Source organism: Tahibacter sp. (assembly GCF_032229445.1).
Classification (GTDB): domain Bacteria; phylum Pseudomonadota; class Gammaproteobacteria; order Xanthomonadales; family Rhodanobacteraceae; genus Tahibacter.
In genome coordinates, this window is the sequence record NZ_JAVTWC010000028.1 from 17792 (window position 1) to 36722 (window position 18931).

General features: G+C 67.3%; 18 protein-coding genes. 8 read left to right on the plus strand and 10 right to left on the minus strand.

The annotated features are described in order from the left end of the window. Positions 1-3: 3 nt before the first annotated feature. Positions 4-2283 carry a serine/threonine-protein kinase gene (locus RUU78_RS06350; RefSeq protein ID WP_313914821.1) on the minus strand — a complete coding sequence of 760 codons (2280 nt, stop codon included), beginning with the start codon at positions 2281-2283 and terminating at the stop codon, positions 4-6. A gap of 73 nt (positions 2284-2356) precedes the next feature. Further along, positions 2357-2923, minus strand: a complete 567-nt coding sequence (locus tag RUU78_RS06355; RefSeq protein WP_313914823.1) for an ECF-type sigma factor — start codon at positions 2921-2923, stop codon at positions 2357-2359. A gap of 195 nt (positions 2924-3118) precedes the next feature. Between RUU78_RS06355 and RUU78_RS06360 the strand changes: the two genes are divergently transcribed. After that, complete coding sequence (locus RUU78_RS06360) at positions 3119-4552, plus strand: right-handed parallel beta-helix repeat-containing protein (protein WP_313914825.1); 1434 nt, start codon at positions 3119-3121, stop codon at positions 4550-4552. A gap of 258 nt (positions 4553-4810) precedes the next feature. Beyond that, positions 4811-5374: an outer membrane beta-barrel protein gene (locus RUU78_RS06365; protein WP_313914827.1), complete on the plus strand. Its 564-nt coding sequence runs from the start codon at positions 4811-4813 to the stop codon at positions 5372-5374. Positions 5375-5436: 62 nt separating this feature from the next. On the opposite strand, the gene RUU78_RS06370 is transcribed toward RUU78_RS06365, so the two are convergent. Continuing rightward, complete coding sequence (locus tag RUU78_RS06370) at positions 5437-6684, minus strand: right-handed parallel beta-helix repeat-containing protein (protein WP_313914829.1); 1248 nt, start codon at positions 6682-6684, stop codon at positions 5437-5439. Between the two features lie 221 nt (positions 6685-6905). Between RUU78_RS06370 and RUU78_RS06375 the strand changes: the two genes are divergently transcribed. From RUU78_RS06375 to ybeY, 4 genes are read left to right on the plus strand one after another with little or no spacing between them, the layout of a single operon-like run. Then, the gene (locus tag RUU78_RS06375; protein ID WP_313914830.1) at positions 6906-8468 is read left to right on the plus strand and encodes a hypothetical protein; all 1563 of its coding nucleotides are present in this window, start codon (positions 6906-6908) and stop codon (positions 8466-8468) included. 42 nt (positions 8469-8510) lie between these two features. Further along, complete coding sequence (locus RUU78_RS06380; RefSeq protein WP_313914832.1) at positions 8511-9491, plus strand: PhoH family protein; 981 nt, start codon at positions 8511-8513, stop codon at positions 9489-9491. Next, the gene (locus RUU78_RS06385) at positions 9488-10336 is read left to right on the plus strand and encodes a hypothetical protein (protein WP_313914834.1); all 849 of its coding nucleotides are present in this window, start codon (positions 9488-9490) and stop codon (positions 10334-10336) included. The genes RUU78_RS06380 and RUU78_RS06385 overlap by 4 nt, the downstream gene beginning before the upstream one ends. Beyond that, on the plus strand, positions 10336-10803 hold the full coding sequence (ybeY, locus tag RUU78_RS06390; RefSeq protein WP_313914836.1) for an rRNA maturation RNase YbeY: 468 nt from the start codon (positions 10336-10338) through the stop codon (positions 10801-10803). Before RUU78_RS06385 ends, ybeY begins: the two co-directional genes overlap by 1 nt. A 39-nt stretch (positions 10804-10842) precedes the next feature. Here the strand turns inward: ybeY and phoU are convergent, their stop codons facing one another. The 4 genes from phoU to RUU78_RS06410 all read right to left on the minus strand — a co-directional run bounded on the left by phoU (position 10843) and on the right by RUU78_RS06410 (position 14805). Then, entirely contained in the window at positions 10843-11565 is a 723-nt protein-coding gene (phoU, locus tag RUU78_RS06395; RefSeq protein ID WP_313914838.1) for a phosphate signaling complex protein PhoU, read from the minus strand. A 113-nt stretch (positions 11566-11678) separates the two neighbouring features. Further along, positions 11679-12500 carry a phosphate ABC transporter ATP-binding protein gene (locus tag RUU78_RS06400; protein ID WP_313914840.1) on the minus strand — a complete coding sequence of 274 codons (822 nt, stop codon included), beginning with the start codon at positions 12498-12500 and terminating at the stop codon, positions 11679-11681. Continuing rightward, positions 12497-13756, minus strand: coding sequence for a phosphate ABC transporter permease PstA (pstA, locus tag RUU78_RS06405; RefSeq protein WP_313914842.1), 1260 nt, complete (start codon positions 13754-13756; stop codon positions 12497-12499). The genes RUU78_RS06400 and pstA overlap by 4 nt, the downstream gene beginning before the upstream one ends. Before the next feature lie 50 nt (positions 13757-13806). Beyond that, positions 13807-14805, minus strand: coding sequence for an ABC transporter permease subunit (locus RUU78_RS06410; RefSeq protein ID WP_313914843.1), 999 nt, complete (start codon positions 14803-14805; stop codon positions 13807-13809). A 270-nt stretch (positions 14806-15075) separates the two neighbouring features. Between RUU78_RS06410 and RUU78_RS06415 the strand changes: the two genes are divergently transcribed. Both RUU78_RS06415 and RUU78_RS06420 read left to right on the plus strand, forming a co-directional pair. Then, positions 15076-16242, plus strand: coding sequence for a glycosyltransferase family 1 protein (locus RUU78_RS06415; protein ID WP_313914845.1), 1167 nt, complete (start codon positions 15076-15078; stop codon positions 16240-16242). Between the two features lie 147 nt (positions 16243-16389). Next, complete coding sequence (locus tag RUU78_RS06420; RefSeq protein WP_313914847.1) at positions 16390-16953, plus strand: phosphatase PAP2 family protein; 564 nt, start codon at positions 16390-16392, stop codon at positions 16951-16953. Positions 16954-17010: 57 nt separating this feature from the next. Here the strand turns inward: RUU78_RS06420 and RUU78_RS06425 are convergent, their stop codons facing one another. The 3 genes from RUU78_RS06425 to RUU78_RS06435 all read right to left on the minus strand — a co-directional run bounded on the left by RUU78_RS06425 (position 17011) and on the right by RUU78_RS06435 (position 18790). Beyond that, positions 17011-17484, minus strand: a complete 474-nt coding sequence (locus tag RUU78_RS06425; protein ID WP_313914849.1) for an SMI1/KNR4 family protein — start codon at positions 17482-17484, stop codon at positions 17011-17013. A 426-nt stretch (positions 17485-17910) separates the two neighbouring features. Next, the gene (locus tag RUU78_RS06430; RefSeq protein WP_313914851.1) at positions 17911-18384 is read right to left on the minus strand and encodes an SMI1/KNR4 family protein; all 474 of its coding nucleotides are present in this window, start codon (positions 18382-18384) and stop codon (positions 17911-17913) included. Next, a complete protein-coding gene (locus tag RUU78_RS06435; RefSeq protein ID WP_313914853.1) occupies positions 18371-18790 on the minus strand; it encodes a hypothetical protein in 420 nt (139 codons plus the stop codon). Before RUU78_RS06435 ends, RUU78_RS06430 begins: the two co-directional genes overlap by 14 nt. Between the last annotated feature and the right edge of the window lie 141 nt (positions 18791-18931).

Sequence of the window (18931 nt, forward strand, 5' to 3'; positions counted from 1 at the left end):
CATTCACTTCGCCGGGCAGGCCGCCGCGATCCGGCGTGCCGCCGCATCGGCCAGCGCATGATCGCGCGGCAGCGGTGGCTCCAACGCCGCGAGCACGTCCATCGCCGCAGCCATGCCCGCGTCCGCCGCCGCGCAATCGCCGCGCTTCGCAGCGATGTCGGCGAGCAGCCAGTGGCGCGTCAGCAGGTCCTTGCCAGCAGGCTGCGAACGATCGAGCACCTGCACTGCCATCGCTGCGGCCGCCTGCGCTGCCGCGGTATCCCCCTGGAGCAGCAGCAGGCGGGCTTTCAGAAGATCGAACACGGCACGCTCGAGGTGGTCAGCCGGGTATTCTGCGTAATAGGTCGTCTGCGCCGCCGCCAGATGCGTCTGCGCGGCCGCGGCATCGGACTGCGCCAACAGCGTTTCGGCCAGCAGTCTTTCCGCTTCGGCGCGGCGCATTGGCGAAAACGCCTGTGGCGCCGCGTCGATCTGCGCGAGTCCCTGCGTGAACGACATGCGCGCCCGGTCGAGTTCGAACGCGCGCAACGCGGTCCAGCCACGCTGGCGCCAATAGTTCTCGACCGCGCCGGGACGCATGCTTCCGGCTTGCGGCAGCAACGCGTCACCGCGGTCGAACAGCCGCGCAGCCCGTTCGAATTCACCGAGCTTGCCGAGCGAACCGGCGACGCCGCCAATTGCATCGAGCGCGACAGCCGCGTCCACCTCGGCGGCCAGCGCCTCGATACGATCGGCCGTCGCGCGCAGGCCGTCGCGGTAGCGCGGCTCGTCCTGCACCGCCGCCAGCAGCTTGTAGGTGCCGAGCTTTCCGGCCGCAGTCGCGCTCGTGTCGCGCTCGAGTTGCACGGCGGCAGCCCGCAGCACGACCTCGGCTTCGTGCGGCTTGCTCAGATTGATCAGGCCGTGGCCGATCTCGCTGAGCGCACGCTGCAGCAGCGCGGGATCGTCGGCACGCTCGCGCTGCAGCGTGTCCGCGGCGGTGCGCAGGAACTCACTCGCGTGCGGATCGCGTCCGGCGTAGTAGTGCGGATTGGCCGCGCCGAGCACGCCGAGCATGGCCTCCAGGTGGGCCCGCGCGACACGCGCCTGCTCCGCCGCGACGCGTGCCTGGCGCAAGGCAACGATCGCGCCTGCACCGAGCGCGAGCATCGTCGCCGCCGCGACGATCAGCGGCCAGCGGTAGCGCGCGAGCAGCTGCCGTGTCTGTTCGCGGGCGCCGCCGATGCCGCTGCGCAGCGCTCGCTGCGCCAGCCAGTCGTCGAGATCGTCGGCCAGTGCAGCCGCGCCCGCGTAGCGCTGCGCCGGCGCCTTCGCGAGCGCTTTCTGCACAATGCGCTCCAGCCCGCCGCCCATCCGCCGGCGCTCGCGAGTGGCGTAGTCGACGATGCAGGCTTGCGCCAGCGTGCGTGGCGGCTCACGAAGGATGGCCGAGGCCCAGTCGCTGGCGCCAGCTTCGGCCAACGCGTATGGCGAACGGCCACTGGTCAATTCGAACAGCAGCACGCCCAGCGCATGGACATCGGTAGCGGTGGTCGTGCGTTCGCCGGCGATCTGTTCCGGCGCCGCGTAGCGTGTCGTCATCGCTCGCAGCGCCGTGCGTGTCTGGTCGTCGGTACTGTCGTCGAGCAGCTTGGCGATACCGAAGTCGAGCAGCTTGGGTTCACCATCGGCGCCGACGAGGACGTTCGCCGGCTTGATGTCGCGGTGTACGACGAGGTTGCGCTGCGCATAGGCGACGGCTGTCGCGACGCGCGCGACCAGCGCGACTCGCGCATCGAGTCCAAGCTTCTGCTGGCTCGCATAGGCCGCGATGGTTTCGCCAGCGACGTATTCCATTGCAAGCCACGGCTGTCCCGTCGCCGTGAAGCCGCCATCGAGCAGGCGCGCGATGTTCGGATGCTCCAGCCGCGCGAGAATCTGCCGCTCGCGCAGGAAGCGTCGCGTCAGCTGGCGCGAAAGACTGCCGCGGCGTACCAGCTTCAGCGCGACACGCTGTTCGAAACCGCCGTCGACGCGCTCGGCCAGGTAGACCTCGCCCATGCCGCCGCTACCGAGCATCTGCTGCAGCCGGTAAGGCCCGACCTGTACGGGCGCCGCATCCGCATCGGGTGGAGGCGCCTGCAGATCGGTCTCGGCCAGATTGACCAGCAGGCCGCGTACGGCCTCGTGCAACGCGGGGTCGTGTGTGGCGAGATGGGCGAGGCGCATCTCGCGCGCGTCTGGCGCGAGATCGATCACAGCATGGAAAGCCTCGCGCAACGTACGGAAGTCGGCGGCGTTCATGGCGGCAAGGGCGTCGGCTGGCTGACCCGGATGCTTACGCCGGAACCGCCGCCAGACTGACAGCGGCGCGGCATCAGTCGCCGAGCCGCTGGCGCAACCACGCACGCGCCATGGCCCAATCACGATAGACGGTGCGTTCGTCCACGCCGAGCAGCACCGCAACCTCGCTGACTTCGAGGCCGACGAAATAGCGCAGCTCGACGATCTGCGCCATTCGCGCGTCGAGCCCGGCCAGCGCATCGAGCGCCTGATCCAGCGCTGGCAGGTCGGTGCTCTGCTCGATGGGCAGCGCCATCGCTTCGATGAAATCCGCGCGCTGCCACTGCCCGCCGCCGCGCTTGTCGCGCAACTGCGCACGCGCGCGGTCGATGAGGACCTGGCGCATGAGCTTGGCGGCAGTCGTATACAGGTGTTTGCGATTGCTGATATCGAGGCTGCCCGCGCCGAGCAGGCGCACGAAGACGTCGTTGATCAGCGCGGTGGGCTGCAGGGTCTCGTGGCCGCGGTTGCTACGCAATTCGTGCGCCGCTATGCGGCGCAGTTCGTCATAGACCAGCGGCAGCAGCGAATCCAGCGAGGCGGCATCGCCCCCCTGCCACTGCTGCAATAGCTGCGTCACCTCGGCCTCGCGTTCGGCCACCGCCGCCCCCTGGGAATCCGTCTTCGGCCCGAAGTCTAGCAGCCCGGCTCTCGCCGACCGGTTCGGCAGTCGGCGGGGGCACTGTGCGTGAATCGACGGTTCGGGGCGCCGTGTCAGTCCGGCGCGGCGACGGCGTAAGCCCTCGCAGATCGGCCTCATTGATGGCCGCCTCTCATGCCACCAGGAGCACGTCCCATGTCATCGATCCGACGCCATGCCGCCCTCTGCGCGCTAGCCTGCGCCGCCAGCGGCGCGCACGCCGCCGAGTGGTTTGTCTCCACGACCGGCAACGACAATACCGGCACCGGTTCGATCGCGCAGCCGTTCCGCACCGTCACCCACGTGGTCGACCCGACCAACGGCATCGTCGGGCCCGGCGACACCGTCACCTTGCGCGGCCCCGCAGGAAACAATGTATACAACGAGATCGAGGTGCGCCTGCGCCTGCCGCTGACCTTGCGCAGCCATCCCGGTGAATGGGCGCATATCGCCTGTCCGATCAACGTCGAGGACACGGTCTACATCCAGATTGATCCGGATGCCTCGGGCAGCCGTCTGTCGCGCCTGGAAATCAGCGGCGGCTACTACTACGCGGTGTTCCTGCAGACCGATTGGGAGCGCCCCGGCAATCCCAGCGGCACGGGCGCGTCGAACGTGATCATCGAGGATTCCAAACTGCACGGCAGCGGCCGCGACGTCATCAAGATCACGCCCAAGAGCAACAACGCGACGATCCGCCGCAACGAGATCTACAACTCCGGCGCCGGCTATCCACCCGGCACGCCGCCCGAGGAAATGAACGCCGAAGGCATCGACAACGTCAATGCGGCGAACATGCTGGTGGAGGACAACTACATTCACGACACCGCCACGACCGGCGTCTATTTCAAGGGTGGCGCGACGGACGCGATCGTGCAGCGCAACCGTATCGAGAACGCGGGCGAGGCCGGCATCCTCGTCGGCTTCGACACGAGCCCCGAGTATTTCGACATCGCGGTCAACCCGAACTACTACGAAGCGATCCGCGGCATCGTGCGCAACAACATCGTTCGCAACACCAACTACGCAGGCATCGGCCTGTACGCCTCGCAGAATGCCGTGGTCGCGAACAACACCATCATCAACGCGGCGCTGTCGGGCCACGCAGCGCTGTACTACGGCGTCACGCTGCAGGACTTCGATCCCGACGCGGGCCGCCCGGCCAACGTCGGCGCGCTCGTGCGCAACAACCTCGTGATCCAGAGCGGGCGCGACTGCGTCGGCATCCGCTATTCCCAGGATCTCGGCGGACTCAATGGCCTCAGCGGCAATCCGGGCACCGACTACAACGCGTTCTTCGACACCGCCGGCGCCTGCACATTCGTCGACCGCCGTCCCGGCAGTCCCATCGACAACGGCGGCACGCTGGCGCAATGGCGCGCCGCGCTGAATGCCGACAGCCACAGTTTCGAGACCGCGCTGAGCCTGAGCGCCGACGGCCATCTGCCGGCCGGCAGCCCGGCGATCGATGCGGGCCAGACGCTGGTCCAGGTGACCGATGACATCGACCGGCAGCCGCGCAGCGCGCCTTATGACATAGGCGCCGACGAGCGCCGCGCGGATGCGATCTTCGCGAACGGGTTCCAGTAGGTGGACCGGGAAGCCCACTGCCGGTCGCGGCGGTGCGATCGATCACCGCACGCAGACGTTGCGCACCCTGCGAAGCGTGCACGCAGAAAGCCTCCGCAAACGCGTCACACGACAGGGCCGGCCGCATGAATACCGGCCCAACGATTCAGACTTCGTGCCCCGTCCGGTTCAGCCCGTTTCTCCGATAGTCGCGCAGCCTCAAGCGGGAGCACACCCCGCCGAGGTTGAATTTCCCTGACTGGAAAAATAGGAAACGCGATGAACAAGATGATCATGACTGCGTTGGCCGTGGCCGTCGCCGCGCTGGCCGGCGCTCCTTCCGCGGCACGCGCCGATGGTTTCTTCGTCGACGGCCGCTACGGCCGTTCCGACTTCGACGGCTCCGGCAAGGACGTCGCCCTCGGCATCAACGGCGGCTATCGCTGGGGCGCCTTCGGACTGGAGGGCGGCTATACCGACCTGGGTTCGCTCGACCACGGCTATGCCTATATCGGCACGCCCGGAGGCGGCAGCAGCGGGCTGCATTCGGGCATCGACCTTTCCGGCTGGACGGTCGGCGCCAACGGCCATTTCAACCTCAACCCGAACTGGTATCTGTCGGCCCGCGCCGGCCTGTTTCACTGGAAGGCCGACATGGACCTTGTCGGTGTCGCGCAGAACGCCGAATTCAGCGGCAGCGACTGGTATGCCGGCGTCGGCGTCGGCTACGACGTCAGCGAACGCTTCGGCGTAGGCCTGAACTACGATCACTATCGTGCCGGCAAGAGCGGCCTGGACTTCGATGCGGACGCGCTCAGCGTCAATACCGAGTTCCGCTTCTGATCTGCAGCGTCACGCGCCGCCGTGACGCCCGACGTCCGGCGGCGCTCCTCGCGCGGCAAATCTCACCCGTCGAACCCATCGGCGAACAACCGCAGCGGCGCACCACCGCCGCTGTCGGTAAGGCAGCGATGCTGCGCGTCGTATTCGAGCGCTCCGATGTCCGGCAGACCGTCGTTGCGCCGGTTGGCGCAATAGTCGTCCGTGGTCTGCGCCGCGGTGACGCCGAGATTCACGACACTCGTGCCGTCGCGCAGACGAAAGTCCGCCGCCGCCGGCGCCTGGAACCACGCGGTGAAGCTGGCCAGGCTCACGTTGAGCAGGTTGCCCGCGTTGCTGCTGGTGCCGCCGTTGCGCAGGTTGATGCCGCTGCTCAGCAGGTTGTTGCGGATCTCGGCCGTGGATTCCGCATAGCGCACGTCGATGCCGCTGGTCGCGTACAGCGTGTTGTGCTGGATGCGCGTGTTCGCCGCGCGGTTGAGATAGATGCCGACGTCGTTGCACGACAGCACGAGGTTATTGCGCAGCAGACCGTTCTGGTGTTCCGGCGTGCAGGTGCCGTCCTCGCAGATCGAATCCGGCCCGGTGCCCCCACCGCCCAGCGACAGGCCGAGCCGTGTCCCGCCGCTGAACAGCTGGCTGCACCGCACGAGGTTGCGTTCGAACACGCCGTCGCGCGAATTGCCCTTGAGGAAGGCGGCGTAGCTGACGCCGTCGCCGCCGAGCTTCTGGTAATCGCGAATCGTGTTGCCGCGCACGGTCCAGCGCCGGCCGCCGACCACGTCGATCTTGGTCACGGGATTGGCGGTATTGCGCGCCCGCCTGTCGTAGAACAGGTTGTATTCGATGACTACGTCGTCGGGGTAGACGTAGCTGCCGCTGACCGACACGCCATTGCTCTTGATCTGCGCGTTGAAGTCGCGCAGCACGTTGTCGCGCAGCAGCAGGAACTCCGCGTTGCCGAAGACGTGGAAGGCATGCTCGCAATTGGAATCGGTCGCGCAGGCGCCTTCGACATCGAGTCCTTCGAACTGCCAGTGCGCTGCGCTGACCTTGAATCCTTCGACGAGTCCGCTGCCGAAGCGTAGCAGCACGCTGCGTGGCGTCGCGGCGCGTACGCGGATCGGTGCCGCCGCCGTGCCGACGACGCTGCAGTCGAGATTCGAGTCGACGGCGTAGGTGCCGGCCGCCAGCACGATGTCATCGCCGGGCATCGCGTTCTGCAGTGCCGCCCGCAGGCCCGCCACGTCGCTGACGGGCACGTAGCGAGACAGCGCCGTACCGCAGACCGACAGCAGCAACACGCCGATCACCACCCTTCCACGCCATCGCATCGCAGTCTCTCCCTATTTCACGCCGCCGACGGTAACGCGGCGGGCCTCTCCAGGAACCAGACGCAGCCGGCGCTTTCGGCCTCTCGCGATCCCGGCCATGTCGGCGCGGGGTGTCAGGTTTCGCAGGGGCGCGGCGTATGCCGGGATGGGTCGTCGCAAGGGGCACGACCGCTCTTCTGTTCATTCTTTTCGGAATCACCATGCCATCAACGTCATTGCTGCTCGCACTCCTCGCTCTGGTCAGCGCGGGCAACGCCCTCGCCGCGACCTTCGTCGTCGACACCGGCATCGACACCGCGCTGGCCGCCTGCCTGCCGGACATTGCCGACGACTGTTCCCTGCGTGGCGCCCTGGAGCGCGCGAACCAGACCTCGGTCGAGGACCGCATCGAGTTCGCGATTCCGACCAGCGACCCGAGCTACCAGGCGCCGACCGGACATTGGCGCATCGCGGTCGGCGCAACCGCGCTTCCCTCGATCGAGAATCCGGTCGTGATCGACGGCTACACCCAGCCCGGCGCGCTGGAGAACACGCAGACGCCAGACCAGGGCGGACTGGATGCGCTGCTGGCGATCGAACTCGTGCCCGGCACGGCATCCGGCCCGCAGCAGAACGGGCTCGAGATTTCGCTGAATTTCCCCGCCCAGGCGGCGAGCACGTTTCGCGGCCTGGCGATCAGCCGCTTTGCCCGACAGATTCAGCTCGGCGGCTCGGCGGGCCATCGCATCGAGGGTTGCTTTCTCGGCACCGACATCCGCGGCAGCGTCGCCGCCGTGTCAGGCAGTGCGGGACGTGGCTACGGCATCGTTACCTTCGGCGACGGACCCTATGTGATCGGCGGCACGACACCCGCCGCGCGCAACCTCATCAGCGGCCTGTTCGGAGGCATCGTGCTGCAGCGGCCGATCGACGGACTCGTGGTCCAGGGCAACCTGATCGGCACCGATTTCAGCGGCACGCTGGCGATCCCGCATACGAGCTTCGCGGCGATCCAGTCCTCGGCATTCGTCACCAACGCGCGCATCGGCGGCGACGTTCCCGCCGCGCGCAATGTGATTTCCGGCAACCCGCTGGGTGCCATCAACTTGGACGGCGGCGCGAACGGCGCATTCGATGGCACGCGCATCGAGGGCAACTATATCGGTACGGATGCGTCGGGCACGCGGCCGCTGGGCAACAGCGGCGGCGGTCCGCTGCAAGCAGCCGTACGCATTTTCGGCAGCGGCAACTGCGCCCTCACGATCGGCGGCGATACGCCGGCCGCGGCGAACCGGATCGCGTTCAACGCCGGTGCCGGCATCGGCGTCGTGCACTGTCGTCGCGTCGACGCCGGAGGCAATCGTTTCATCGGCAATCGCGGACTGCCCATCGATCTGGCCGGCAATGGAGGTTCGGTTCTCGACGGCCCCACGCCCAATGATGCTGGCGACGCGGACGAAGGCAGCAACCGGCTGCAAAACGTGCCTGTCATCGAGAACGTCGCCTACAGCAACGGCGGCAGCACGATCACGCTGACCTATCGTGTCGACACCGCCGCGGCGAACGCGGCCTGGCCGCTGCGCATCAGCGTCGGCCGCGGCACGGGCGGCGGCAGCCTGCAGATCGACAGCTATACGCAGGCGCAGGCGCAGAGCAGCGCGACGGCCAGCTTTCCGGCGAGCACGCTGCAGGGCGCGCCATTCATGCTGCTGGCCACCGACGCTGACGGCAACAGCAGCGAGTTCGCCTCCGACACGATCTTCGCCGACATGCTCGGCGGCTGAACGCTGGCAAGGCGGCAGGGCAAGCGCTACCCTGCCGCCCCTATGCCTACGACCCATCGCGAATTCGCGCTCGAACCCGACGACACCGAACGCCTCGCCAACCTGGCCGGACCGTTCGACGAACACCTGCGCCAGATCGAGCTGCGCCTCGGTGTCAGCATCGCCAACCGCGGCAACGTGTTCCGCATCGACGGCGAAGAGCGCGCAGTCGATATCGCTGTGCGATTGCTGCAGCAATTGCACGCGGCGAGCGAGACCGAAGTGCTCGACGCACACCGCATCAACCTGTACCTGCAGGAATCCAGCGTCACCGCCCTCGCCGATTCCACGGCAACGGCGCAGGACGTCGTCATCCGCGTAAAGCGCGGCACGATCAAGGGCCGCGGCCCGAATCAGGCGCGCTACCTGCACGCCATTGCGGTTCACGACATCAACTTCGGCATCGGCCCGGCCGGCACCGGCAAGACCTATCTCGCGGTCGCCAGCGCCGTCGACTCACTCGAGGACAATCGCGTGCAGCGCATCATCCTCGTGCGCCCCGCGGTCGAAGCCGGCGAGAAGCTCGGCTTCCTGCCCGGTGACCTGACCCAGAAGGTCGATCCCTACCTGCGCCCACTCTATGACGCCTTGTATGAAATGCTGGGTTTTGAAAAAGTCGCGAAACTCATCGAACGCAACGTGATCGAGATCGCACCGCTGGCCTACATGCGCGGCCGCACGCTCAACGATTCGTTCGTGATCCTCGACGAAGCGCAGAACACCACGGTCGAGCAGATGAAGATGTTCCTGACCCGCATCGGCTTCGGCTCGGTCGCCGTGATCACCGGCGACGTGACCCAGGTCGACCTGCCCAAGCAGGTGCGCTCGGGCCTGCGCGACGCGATCGAAGTGCTGCGCGACGTGTCCGGCATCAGCTTCACCTTCTTCACTGCGCACGACGTCGTGCGCCATCCGCTGGTGCAGAAGATCGTGCGGGCCTACGAATCCTTCGAAGCGGGCAGAAACCCCGGGGGCAACGCATGAAAACCATCCTGACCGGCCTGCTGCTTGCCTGCGCTGCGTCATCGCTGCAGGCGCAGGTGCTCAACAGCCCCGAGAGCGTCGAGTTCCATCCGCGCTCCGGACGCCTGCTGGTCAGCAACACCGCGGGCGGCAATGTGCTGTGGCGCGCGCCGGACGGTACGCTCAGCGTGTTCACGGCAGCGCCGAATTCCCCCTATGGCATCGAGTTCCTGCGCGGCGTGGTCTACGTGCTCGACTCCGGCTTCCTGCGCGGCTACGACGTCGATACCGCCGCACCGGTACTGAACCTCGCGATCACGAATGCGAGCTTTCTCAACGGCATAACGTCCGACGGCAACAGCACGCTCTACATCACCGACTTCAGCGCCAAGCGCCTGCTCAAGGTCGACGTCAGCGATCTCGCCAATCCGGTGCAGACGCCGCTGCAGACGCTGACGCCGACACCCAACGGCGTCATCTACGACAAGGCCAACAACCGCCTGCTGATCGCGACCTGGGGCACGGCGCGCGTGCTCAGCTACGACATCGCCGCAAACACCGCGCCGACCACGCTGATCAACGTGACCGGCTACAGCAACATCGACGGCATCGCGCTCGACTGCAACGGCTTCATCCACATCGCCGCGTGGAGCTGTCCCGGCGGCGGTGGCTGCCTGCGCCGCTTCGAACCGCCGTTCAGCCTGACCTCGACACCGATTACCGAAGGCCCGGCGTTGTCGAATCCGGCCGACATCGATTTCGGCGACCGCAGCGGCGAGATCGCCATTCCCGAAGTCAGTGCCAACCGCGTCAGCTTCGTGCCGGCCTGCGCCGCCGTACTGTTCGCCGACGATTTCGAGCGCTGATGCGGCTCGACGTACACCTGAGCCGCGCGCGCGGGCTCTCCGCCGCCGGAATCCCCCGGGCGGACAGCTTCCGGCAGTGGGCCGCCGCGGCACTCGCCATTGCGAGGCGCCGTCGCGCGAGCGAGCTGTCGATCCATCTCGTCGACGCAGCCGAAGGCCGCGAACTCAACCGGCACTATCGCGAACGCGACTATGCGACGAACGTGCTGTCGTTTCCTGCGGACCTGCCGCCCGGCGTGCGCCTGCCGCTGCTCGGCGACCTGATCATCTGCGCACCGGTGATCGCGCGCGAAGCGGCCGAACAAGGCAAACCGCTGCGCCACCACTATGCGCACATGACCGTACACGGCGTATTGCACCTGCTCGGCCACGACCATCTGATCGATGCGGATGCCGAACGCATGGAGGCGCTGGAGCGCAGAGCACTGGCTGGACTGGGCATTGCCGATCCGTACGCCCACGCGTAACGGCAACCGCCGGCACACGGACCTGATGTAATGCTCGTCTTACGAATTCGCCTCGGGCAGCGGCGCGACGCTGCGCGACAGGCCGGTATGACGCACGTCCTGGCCACGCACCATATAGATCACCTGCTCGCAGATGTTCTTGCAGCGGTCGCCGATGCGTTCCAGCGCGCGCGCGCACCAGAGCATTTCCAGCGCCTCGGGCACGCGGTCCGACTCGCGCTGCATGAGGTCGATCAGCAGGCGCGTGAGTTCCTTGTACAGCACGTCGACCTCGCGGTCGCGACGCAGGCGTTCCAATGCCCGCGTCTCGTCCAGGCGCGCGAAGGTGTCGAGCGTGCCGCGCAACTGGTCGCGCACGAGGCTGCCCATCTGCGCGAGCTTGAGACCGTAGTGCTCGGCGAGTTCGACGCTGCCGAGCTTCTCGGCGATACGCGCGATGCGCTCGGCCTCGTCGCCGATGCGTTCCAGGTTTGCCACCATGCGCACCACCGCCAGCACCAGGCGCAGGTCCGAGGCCGCCGGCTGGCGCCGCGCGAGGATCTGGGTGCAGCGCGCGTCGATCTCCAGCTCCGCCGCGTTGACCTCGTCCTCGCGCGCCACGACGTGGGCGACCTGGCGCAGGTCGCGCGCGGCCAGTGCCTCGAGCGCGGTGGCGAGCTGCGCCTCGACCAGCCCGCCCATGGCCAGCACCTGCCGCGTGAGCGCCGCCAGCTCGCTGTTGAACTGCTGGGAAATGTGCTGACCTAGGTGCAAACGATCCATTTGTATAGTCGTATCAGTGTGAGCGGTGGCGTATCTGGACAGGAAAACATGACGGGGTAGTGACGCGGGAGCACGCCAACGCGCTTTTGGCAACGACAGGCGGACTGTACAGGCTACTGTCCTCCACTCTCGCGCATCCTGCCAGTAATGTAGTCCTCGGTGCCGCGCAGGCGGGGGTTGGTGAAGATACGGTCGGTGGTGTCGAATTCGAGCAGCCGGCCGGCCTGCATGAAGGCGGTGTAGTCGGCCACGCGCGCGGCCTGCTGCATATTGTGGGTGACCAGCAGCACGCTGTAGCGCTCGCGCAGCGCGACGACGAGTTCCTCGAAGCGCAGGGTCGAGATCGGATCCAGCATCGAGGCAGGTTCGTCCATCAACAGTACCTCAGGCTCCACGGCCAGCGCGCGCGCAATCACCAGGCGCTGCTGCTGGCCCGCCGACAGGGCCAGCGCGTTGTCGCCGAGGCGGTCGCGCACCTCGTCCCACAGCGAGGCAGCACGCAATGCCGCCTCGACGCGGTCGTCCAGTTCAAGGCGTGAGCGAATACCGGCCAGACGCAAGCCGAATGCGACGTTCTCTGCGACGGACTGCGGAAACGGATTGGGCTTCTGGAACACCATGCCGACGCGGCGACGCAGGTCCGGCAGCGACGTCGTGTCGGCATAGGCGTCGAGACCGAGCACACGGACAGTGCCGCGTACACGACAGCCGGCGATCTCGTCGTTGAGCCGGTTGAAGCAGCGCAGCAGGCTCGACTTGCCGCAGCCCGACGAACCGATCAGCGCAGTGACGCGCTGGCGCGGCACCTGCAGGTGCACCGCGTCGAGCGCACGGCGCTGGGCGTACTCGAGACTCAGGCCCTGCGCCTCGAGCGCAAGATCGAGCCCGTCGAGCAGCCCCGGCGGCATCGCCGGCACACCGTCGACGACGCTCATACCGCCAGCTCCCGCGCCCGCTCGCGCAGATGGTTGCGCACCACGATGGCCGCCGCATTGAGACCGACCACGACGACCAGCAACAGCAGCGCGGCTGCGTGGGCCTGGGCAGGATCACGCACCACATCGCTGCCGGCCAGGGCGAGATCGTAGACGCTCTGGCCCAGATGCATGAACTGCCGCGACACATGCAGGTAGGGAAACTCGCCGTCCAGCGGCAACACCGGCGCGTATCTGACTGCGCCGACGAGCATCAGCGGCGCGACTTCACCCGCGGCACGCGCGACGGCGAGGATCAACGCCGTCAGCAGCGCCGGCCGCGCGACGGGCAGCACGACACGCCAGAGCATTTCTGCCCGCGTCGCGCCGAGCGCGAGCGCCGCCTGGCGCAGCGACGCGGGCACGCGCGCGAGCCCTTCCTCGGTCGCGATCACGACCACGGGCAAGGTCAGCAGGGCCAGCGTCAGCGACGACCAGAGCAGCCCGCCACTGCCCCAGCGCGGCACATCCGACTGCAGCAACCCATCGAGGCCGCCGCCGACGCCGTTGACGAACAGCACGAGCCCGAACAGGCCGTAGATCACCGCCGGCACGCCGGCGAGATTGGCCATCGCCGCTCGCAGCAGGCGCGCAATCCGGCCGCTGCCGGCGTATTCGTGCAGCCACAGCGCGAGCAGCACGCCGAGCGGCATCACGAGGACGCTCATCAACAGCACCAGCAGGACAGTGCCGACCAGCGCCGGGTACACGCCGCCGCCCGACGCACCGGCGACGAAACGCCAGCCGCGCTGCAGTACGAGACCGATCGTCTGCGCGGGCGTGAGCCGGTTGGCTGCGACAACGTCGTCGATGTCCGCGGGCGCAAGCGCGTACCCCGGCAGGCTTTGCGGCAACGCTGGCAGAGGCGTGATCCGCCATGTGGCAGCGTCGCCGCGCAGATGGAGCTCGCGGCCGTCGCGCAGGTGCAGCGTGACGGCATCGGCCGGCCAGTCCAGTTGAGACAGGTCGGCACGCGCGATGCGCCGGTACTCCGTGCCGCGCCGCAGCCATTCGCTGCCGCGCACGATGAGCGCACGCGCATCCTGCTCGACGACAGCGGCGATGAGCGTGTGCTCGGTCCCACCTCTGTTCCAACGCAGTTCGGCCACAGGCGCCGGCGCGAAAGCGCGCAGCGTCTGCTGCAGCAGCACGGCCAGCAGGGCGACGAGCGCGAGCAGGCTCAGTCCCACCGCGCCAGCCGCGAGCCAGAGACCCATGTCACCGCGCCGCGGGACACCGCGCGGGAGCGATGCGAAAGCGGCCATGGCTAGAGTCCCACCAGCCGGCGACGCAAACGTCCGCGCACGGTTTCCGCCATCGCGTTCAACAGCAGGCACAGGCCGAACAGCAGCAGTGCGGAGAGCAGCAGCAGGCCGTAGTGCGCACTGCCGGGCGCGGCTTCCGGGGCCTCGAGCGCCAGGTTCGCCGCGATCGAGCGCAGGCCAGTCAACGGCGAGGCATCGAGCAGCGGCGTATTGCCGCTGGCCATGAGCACGATCATGGTTTCGCCCAGCGCCCGACTGAATCCGAGCAGCAGCGCCGCGACGATGCCGGGAGCTGCTACCGGCAGCAGCAGCCGCCGTAGCGCCTGCCAGCGCGTCGCCCCGAGCGCCTGCGCGCCGAGGGCCAGATCGGCCGGCACGGCGAACAGCGCGTCCTCGGACAGGCTGAAGACCGTCGGCATCACCGCGAGCCCCAGCATCAGCCCGATCACCAGGCCGTTCCACGGCGTCTGCGGCTGCAGCAACGCGGCGAGGCCAGCGTCCGCGAACTGATCGCCCGCCCACAGCGCGAATGCGCACGTCAGCAGCAGCGGTGGCAGCATCAGCCACACCTCGCGTCCCGCCCAGCGCCGCTGCCAGCGCAGCGGCGCGACGCGCTGCCAGGTCAATCCGGCAATGGCGAGCATCGGCGCGAGCACGCTGAGGAAGATCGCGAACGCGAGTACATGCCGCGCCAGCCACGGCGCCAGCAACAATGCCGCGATCAGGCCCAGCACGACGGCGGGTACGGCCTCGAACAGTTCGAACAGCGGCTTGAGCAAGGCGCGCCAGGCCGGCGGCGCGAAGCGCGCGCACCATATCGCCGCGCCGAGTCCCAGCGGCAGCGCCACGAGCACGGCATAGACAGCCGCCTTGAAGCTGCCGGCCAGCAGCGGCAGCACGATGTCCTGCCAACCCGGCGTCAATCGCGCCGACGCGAGCAGAAAGGCCGGCATCGCGACGGCGAGCAGGGCCAGCAACGCCGCCGCGATTCCGAGGCTCACGCGCAGTCCTCGCTCACGACGCGCACGCACGCCGGCGCGCTGCGCAAAGCGAGCGGCGAGCGGAGTCACGGACGACGCAGGGGCCGGAACGGGCATTCACGCACGCTAGGAGCTGAATATGACAGTCATGTTACAGGCCCGGCACTGTCATGGCCGCGTCACGCCGCGGCAATGGGCACGCCATCGCCGGCCCGCAGCATGCGCCAAACCACAGGGCGGTGACGCCGTGCCCGATCGCGAGGGGCCGATGCGCACCCGGAGTCCGGCGCCATGCGCATCGCGATCGTTACCGAAACCTATCCTCCCGAGATCAACGGCGTCGCCCTGACTGTCCAGGCGCTGGCGCAGGGGCTGCGCGGCCGCGGCCACGCCGTGCAGCTGATCCGCCCGCGCCAGCCCGAGGCCGCGATCGACGCTCACCTTGCCGACCCGCTGCTGGCCGATGCCGACCTCGCCGAGGAGGTCCAGGTCCGCGGTGCCGCCATTCCGCGCTATCCGGGCCTGCGCTTCGGCTGGCCGGCGCGACGCCGGCTCGAGCGCCTGTGGCGCCGGCAGCGTCCCGATGCGATCTACGTTGCGACCGAAGGCCCGCTCGGCCATTCCGCGCTGCGCGCGGCGCGACGCCTGGGCATCGCCGCGAGCACGGGCTTCCATACGCGTTTCGATGATTTCGTGCGTTTCTACGGTCTGGGCTGGCTCACGCCGCTGGTGTTCGCCTGGCTGCGCCATTTCCACGCCCACTCCGCAGCCACGCTGGTGCCGACGCAGGAGCTGGCCGATTTCCTGCGCGATCGCGGCTTCGGCGCCGTGCGCCTGTTGCGTCGCGCCGTCGACACCCAGTTGTTCGATCCGGCGCGGCGGTGCGACGCACTGCGCCTGCGCTGGGGCCTGACTGCGGACGAACTCGTCGTGGTCTATGTCGGCCGCATCGCGCCGGAAAAGAACCTCGATCTGAACGTGCGCGCCTTCCGCGCCCTGCAACGGGTCCAACCCAATGCGCGCTATGTCTGGATCGGCGACGGACCGGCGCGCGCAGAGCTGGCGCGTGCACACCCGGACTTCATCTTCTGCGGCAGCCTGCGCGGCGAGGAACTGGCCGCGCACTTCGCGAGCAGCGACCTGTTCGTGTTTGGTTCCCTGAGCGAAACCTTCGGCAACGTGACGCTCGAAGCCATGGCCAGCGGCGTGGCGACCGTCGCATTCGACTACGGCGCCGCACGCGAACACATGACCGATCGTGTCGACGGCCGGCGCATCGCCTGCGGCGACGACGACGCCTTCGTCGCCGCCGCCGTCGAACTCGCCGGCGACGCGGAACTGCGCCGGCGATACGCCCAGGCCGGCCGCCAGGCCGTGCTGAGCCTCAGCCCGCAGTCCGTCACCGACCACTTCGCCGAACTGCTCGCCTCACTAGGGGGTGACTCGGGAGTTCGTTGAACAAGGAACTCGGATGGATTTCGCGCCGAACCACGGCGCGGCGAGGAGAGGTACCGCATTCACGCGACTGGGCGCGACGACGGATCGGCGCGAAAGACGCCGAATTCGTTCGATGAACTACTGAATCACCACACCGGGGAGCGCCGCATGAACGCAATCGAACGCTGGAATCGCCTCGAAGTCCGCAGTGGCGAATGGCGCCTGTGCCTGGCCGCCAACCGCTGGGGCGCGCGCCGCGCCATCGTGACCTTCTTCCGTCTGGTCAGCCGCGCCGGCGACGGCGTGTTCTGGTATTCGCTGATGGCTGCGCTGGCCGTGCTCGGCGGCAGCCGCGGCGCGCAGGCCGCGCTGCACATGGCCGTCGTCGGCACGATCGCGCTGCTGCTGTACCGCAGCCTCAAGAAGCACACGCGCCGCCCGCGCCCCTACCGCGCACACCGGGGCATCGTGGCGCATATCCCACCTTTGGACGAATTCAGTTTTCCGTCCGGCCATACCTTGCATGCGGTGAGCTTCAGCCTCGTCGCGATCGCCTACTTCCCGACGCTCGCGCTGATACTCGTGCCCTTCACGCTGCTCGTCGCCGCGTCACGCGTGGTGCTGGGCCTGCATTTCCCGAGCGACGTGCTGGCCGCGGGCGTGATCGGCAGCGCGCTCGCGGGCGTGTCGCTGTGGCTGGTGCCCGGTGTCAGCCTGCTGCCTCCGATCTAGTCACTGTTCACAAGGCTTGCGGCGATGAAACCGCCCATCGGTGCGAAGCCGCATAACTTAGCCCTCCGCCATACGGCGGTCGGCTTCGCTTTCGATATGCCAGCGTATCGACTCGCGCACGAACTCGCTGAACGACGCGAACACCTGTTCCGGCGGCCCGCATCCCTCGCTGTAGAAATAAACGGGCGGATCGTCCCCGTCCGACGCGCGGAAATAGTGAAACTGATAGCCCTGGTGCATCGAGAATACGAAGGCATCCGCAGGTAGCGCGAACGTCTCTTCGTTTTCCCGCAGCAGCGCCGCAGCAGCCTCATTCAGTTCGGCGATCTGCGTGCCGAAGATGCGCGTTCCATCGAAGTAGCCGCGCGCCCGCTTGCCGACGGCAAGCAGAAATTCCCGGTAGGCTGCCGGAAAGTGAACACCCGCAGCGCGTTCCAGCGCATCCACCTCCGCATCGCTGAAAGCAAGAACCTGTTCGGGAATCGATACTCCGCCCGCTATGAGCTCGCGCGATATTTCCTCACTTCTCATGCTGGTTTTCCCCCACGCTTACCACCCACCTGGCATGGATCGGATAGCGATCGTTGCGCCGCAGAATGCTCGCGACTTCGTCGCACGCGACAAAGAAACCATGCCAGGAAGCGACATTCACACGACAACCAGGACGCATCCACTCACGGACCGCCATCACAGAAAGGCCGATGAGTGATTATCAGCTCGACGCCCGGATAGGTGGTACGGAATTGCGCGCAGGAGTGCCGACAGTGCCGCAATGACGAGTTCGACACGCGTCGGTATCCAAGCCGCGACACTTCTGTAGCCACCGTCAGGGCAGCGGCTTCGGAAAATTCCAAGAGCCGCCGCTGTCTTCGTCCACGAAGTGGCCGAGCCGCAAACCCACGGCTCGGCGATCGTCCTCTGGCTCGCCCCCAGGACCGCGTAAAGAGCACATCACGGTTAGCTTTGGCCACCCAACCTGCGTGCTGCCATCCTCTGGTGCCATTCGATCGCATCCAACAGAAATGCGCTGAAGCAGGGCATCGTCTGCACAGGCGCTCCTCTCGCCTCGTGGTAGTAGTACACCGGCGGATCATCCCCTTCGCCCGCCCGAAAGTAGTTGAACTGATACCCCTGATGCATCAGAAACACGAACGCATCGTCAGGTAGCGCGAAACCTTCGTTGTTCTCGGCAAGCAATTCGGCAGCGTCGTCATTGAGCCCGAGGATCTGCGGAACGAAGAAATCGGTCCCGACGTAGAACTCGCCAGCCCCCTTTCCGGCGAGCAGCAGGAACTCGCGGTAGCGCGCCGGCAGAACGAGTCCGACAGACGCTTCAAGATCGGCGACTTCCTGTACTGAGCAGCCTCTAATCTCTTCCCGCCGGCACAGGTTTGCGCTGACCAATACATCCAGCAATTCATCGATATTCACTGGCGTTCCTTATCGGGTGGGGCCGTGAGTGCGGACCATATGGATACCGGGATAGGAATTTTTTCGGCGTGAGGTTGAGCTGGCCGGTGTAGGGTTTCTGGCCCTGCGCGTTACCGGTACGCGCGCGGAAGTCGCTTTCCCGGGTCTGTCCGAACGCATCGAACGAACGGCGCGTATCGAGAAACGTGCCGTTGTCCGCGCGCTGACGGAAATACTGTTCGCGATCCATCATGCCCAGGGGCGAGCCCAGGCGGTCGGTGGCCTGGTACGACACGTTGACGTTCCTGCCCAGACCGCCGCCGCCGCCGGCGTTGGTGACATGCTGGTAGGTGACGGTGACGTCGCCGAGTTCATGCCGCACCAGCGCATTGCCCCAGTGAGTGTTGTTCCCCTGGTTCCGCAACATGATGGATTCCAATCGGCACGCCTTCGGCGCGCCGGGAGGGTGCGTGGCATGGACCAGGAAAGGGAGTTCCGAGCGCGCAAGGTGTTATCCGCCTTGCAAGAGACTCTTTCGTAAAACCGCGACGAACGTGATTACGCCGTG